2 protein-coding genes and 1 tRNA gene are annotated in these 3799 nt (G+C 45.2%); 1 reads left to right on the top strand and 2 read right to left on the bottom strand.

Translation table 11 applies throughout. The features are described from left to right. Window positions 1-202: 202 nt before the first annotated feature. Window positions 203-279: transfer RNA gene (locus Q0372_RS09725), tRNA-Arg, on the bottom strand. A gap of 374 nt (window positions 280-653) precedes the next feature. Here Q0372_RS09725 and Q0372_RS09720 point away from each other — a divergent pair. Then, window positions 654-1277 (top strand): hypothetical protein, encoded by a 624-nt coding sequence (locus tag Q0372_RS09720; protein WP_298105381.1) that lies wholly within the window; start codon window positions 654-656, stop codon window positions 1275-1277. A gap of 1102 nt (window positions 1278-2379) precedes the next feature. On the opposite strand, the gene msrB is transcribed toward Q0372_RS09720, so the two are convergent. Further along, window positions 2380-3444, bottom strand: a complete 1065-nt coding sequence (gene msrB / locus Q0372_RS09715; protein WP_298105378.1) for a peptide-methionine (R)-S-oxide reductase MsrB — start codon at window positions 3442-3444, stop codon at window positions 2380-2382. Window positions 3445-3799: the final 355 nt, after the last annotated feature.

Below are 3799 nucleotides of genomic sequence, written 5' to 3'. Positions count from 1 at the left end.
ACCTACAAGTGCGATGGCAACATATACTGCTGTATCACGTGTTCCAACGCCTAACCATATCATAGCAATAGCCATCATCAATACCGAAATAGTGAAGAATACCTTATTATTCATTACTCTCAAGAAGAATGAACCAGTAAGACATCCAAGATTAAAATTTAACGGATTATAGCGAAGCTCGGTTTAAAAAGATATTTGTGGATGGTGCGCCCGGAGGAATTCGAATCCCCGACCTTTTGAACCGCAATCAAATGCTCTATCCAGCTGAGCTACGAGCGCACGAAATAAAAGAAAACGGGATTATAGCGTTTTTAGCTTAAATTTAACCAAAAAGGCGGTTTAAATTTCGACATGCGATAAATTTTAGCTTCGCATTTTTCGCATTTGCCCGATCGCGACGCCTAGTTTTTCTTTTAAATTCCAACGTGCAAGAATTTTAGCCTACTCAAATTTACCTTGTATCGCGCCGAAATTTAACTTGCTTAAGGATTGCATTTTGGAATTTAAAATTTAACCTACTTAAAATTCCGCGAGGCAAATTTAAAATGTCTTAAAAATTTACGACCTTGCAGCCCAAATCCCACGCAAAATAAATAAAATTTATTGCTTTTTAGGTATCATAAGCAAGTAATGAAATGAACGAAGGAGAGAAAATGAAGCAAGTATTTTTGGCGTTTGTGCTGTGGCTCGGTCTTTGCGGGGCTGCTTTTGCGATGCAAGATACGGAGCCAAGCGAGGCACAAGGACAAAATTCTGCGGGAATTAAAATTTTAAGCGACGAGTTTTATAAAATGTCCGCCGAAGAGCTCGGTAAGGCGTTGAATGATTGTGATGCTTCGCACTCCTATGGAGGATGCGATAAAATTTTCTCACAAGAGATCTCGCAACTTATTAAAAAGTGCAATATGGGCGACGGTAAATATAGCGCTTGTCAGAGTTTATTAACTATCATTGATAAAAATTGTTTTGAAAAAGATGAGATTGGAAATGCTTTATCTTGCGACATATCGGGCAATCTGTTAATCAAAATGAATAAATTCCCTATGGGATTAAAAAGATTATCTAGGGCTTGTGAAGTAGGCAAAATAGGCGAATCTTACTTATTTTGCGCACTAACTTACTTTTATCACTCTTTAGACATAGACGAGGTAATAAAATATATGACGATGGCTCGAGATTTGGCATACAATAAAGAATATTTGAATGAGATGATCAAAAAGTTAGAAGATTGCAAAGCCGATAAAGAGTGCAATCCTGCAAAATTAGAATTTCAATAGGCAAACGGCAAGAGCAAACACGGCGGGCTAAATTTCTAAATTTAAAAGACAAAGGAAAGATCGCTATGGCGGATAGACTGATCGACATCGGGCTCATTTTGTTTTTCGGCGGCTTTTGCATGCTATATAAACGGCGTATGCGGGATTGGCAAAGACTATATGCAGCGCAATAAAATAGACTTGGTGCGCTGGATGTTTAGTCCGAGGCACATCTTGCGATCCAATACGCCGTTTAATTCGAACGAGCCGCTAGAATTAAAATTTAAAGAGCCCAAAAGCAAGCATTTGATCTACAATTTTTTCGAGTTCGTCATACATTATGCGATAATCGCGCCGTTTTTAGCGATCTATGCGGGAATTTTTCTATTTTGCGCGGGGCTAGCCATTAAAATTTTATCCTAAATTTAAAATTTGCGACGCGGATGCAGAGCGGGCATTGCATAGACGCCGTTTTCGTTGCGGAATTTCAAATTTTACGCCGCATCTCTTGCTAAGCATGCTACACTTATTATATTTTAAGAGATAAAATTTCAAAATTTTATCGCTGAATCCACGGCTTGTGAAATTTATGCCGTATTTTCTGTTTCTTGGAGCGGGAAGGGGATCCCAATTGCGAGGTCGCTCCCCTTCCCGCCCCAAACCCCACCCAACCTCCGACGACGCTAGCGGGGCGGACTGCGTCCGCGCATTTTTATTTAGCGGCTCGCGCCGCATGAAATTCCGTATCGATAAATTTTTAAAAGTCCACTACCGCTAAATTTTTATCGTATTTGGAATTTTAAAATTCCATCCTTAGCCGCCAGCCAAACCGATCGGCAACCGACCGATTAAAAATCGATCGTATAGCCGTCAAATCGATCGATAAAATGCCCGTAAGCTAGTGATTGTAAAATCACCGACCAACCGCCAAATTTATCGATAGCGGAGCCGTATAAAACCGACGAGCGCCAAAAGCAGTAGCCGCAGACTAGATGAGCGCACGCCCGAGTTGCAAAATGACCGACTGCCGAACCGATATACCGCCAACCGATCGGCAGTCGAGCCGTATAAAACTAACCGACTGACTGCTGAACCGATCGCCGAGCCAAAGCCCTAGCCCGCGTTACTCTACGTAAATTTTATAATCCCCGTAGCCTAGCGCGTCCATCTCCTCAAGCGGGATAAATTTCAAACTCGCGCCGTTGATGCAGTATCTCATACCGCCCTTCTCTCTCGGTCCGTCCTCAAAGACGTGCCCCAGATGGCTGCCTCCTACGCGGCTGGAGACCTCGACGCGCTGCATGCCGTGGCTGTCGTCTCGCGCATAGGCGATCGCATCGGTCGTTATCGGCTTTGAAAAACTCGGCCAGCCGCAGCCCGCGTCAAATTTATCAGTGGATGAAAAAAGCGGCTTTTTCGACACGATGTCGATGTAGATGCCCTTTTTATAATTCTTGTCGTATTCGCTCGAAAACGGCCGCTCTGTCGCCTTTTCCTGCGTGACCTGATACTGAAGCTCGGTTAAATTTTTCTTCAGCTCCTCCTTGCTTTGCACTTTAAATTTCTCATCGTCCTCAAGCGGCTTTTTGGCTAGGCGCAGATCGATGTGGCAGTATCCGCCCGGGTTTTTGCCGAGGTAGTCCTGATGATACTCCTCGGCGCGGACGAAATTCTTTAGCGGCGCCACTTCGACGGCGATCTTTTCTTTAAATTTTGCCTGCTGCGCCGCTATGAAATAGCGCGCGATCTCGCCGCTCGCCTCGTCGGCATAGTAGATGCCCGTGCGGTATTGGCGCCCGCGGTCATTACCCTGCTTGTCGATCGAGAATGGATCGATGATGCGGAAATAATGCGCTAAAATTTCAGGCTCGCTGATGACGTTTGCGTCGTATTTTAAGTGTAGCGTCTCGGCGTGATCGCTGCTATGCAGCTCCTCGTAGCTTGCCTTATCGCTCTTGCCGTTGGCGTAGCCCACCTGCGTCGCGACTACGCCGTCAAGCTGCTTGAAATACGCCTCCATACCCCAAAAGCAGCCGCCTGCCAGATAAATTTCTTTCACGTTTGCGTTCATGCCGCCCCCTTTTACTTTAAAATTTGCATCCGCCGCGCTGCTGCTCGCCGCATTTAGCGCGACTAAATAACCCGCCGCCAAAGCAAAGAGGCAGATTAAGGCTTTGAAAATTTTCATTTTGATCCTTTCGTTTTAAATTTTGCGCAATTTTACAATCTCTAAATGAAGCGAGAGTGAAAGAGAGAAACTTTATCGCTTACGGCGGATCGCTACCTAAATTTTATCGCCGCAGGATCGGGGCTTTCGGCTCGCCGTCGCCGCAGAATTAGAATTTTACCGCTGCGATAACGCGGGATCAAAAATTTTATCTTACCGCGGCGACACGGGATCAAAATTTTATCTTATCCTCGCGGCACGGGGGACCTAGACCCAGATCCGCCAGTACATCATCGACGGCACCCTTATTGAACGTGTCATTGCGAACCTCAAGACCTGGCGTGTTCTCCACACCGATTACCGCCGCCCCTACAAC

The organism is uncultured Campylobacter sp. (assembly GCF_937997405.1).
Lineage (GTDB): Bacteria > Campylobacterota > Campylobacteria > Campylobacterales > Campylobacteraceae > Campylobacter_B.
The sequence above is the reverse complement of the archived record's forward strand: the minus strand, read 5'-3'. Positions and strand labels throughout refer to the sequence as shown.

Bases quoted from the DNA above. Each gene is read 5' to 3' on its own strand.
- Q0372_RS09720 (WP_298105381.1), top strand. From the start codon at position 654: ATGAAGCAAGTATTTTTGGCGTTTGTGCTGTGGCTCGGTCTTTGCGGG.
- msrB (WP_298105378.1), bottom strand. From the start codon at position 3,444: ATGAAAATTTTCAAAGCCTTAATCTGCCTCTTTGCTTTGGCGGCGGGT.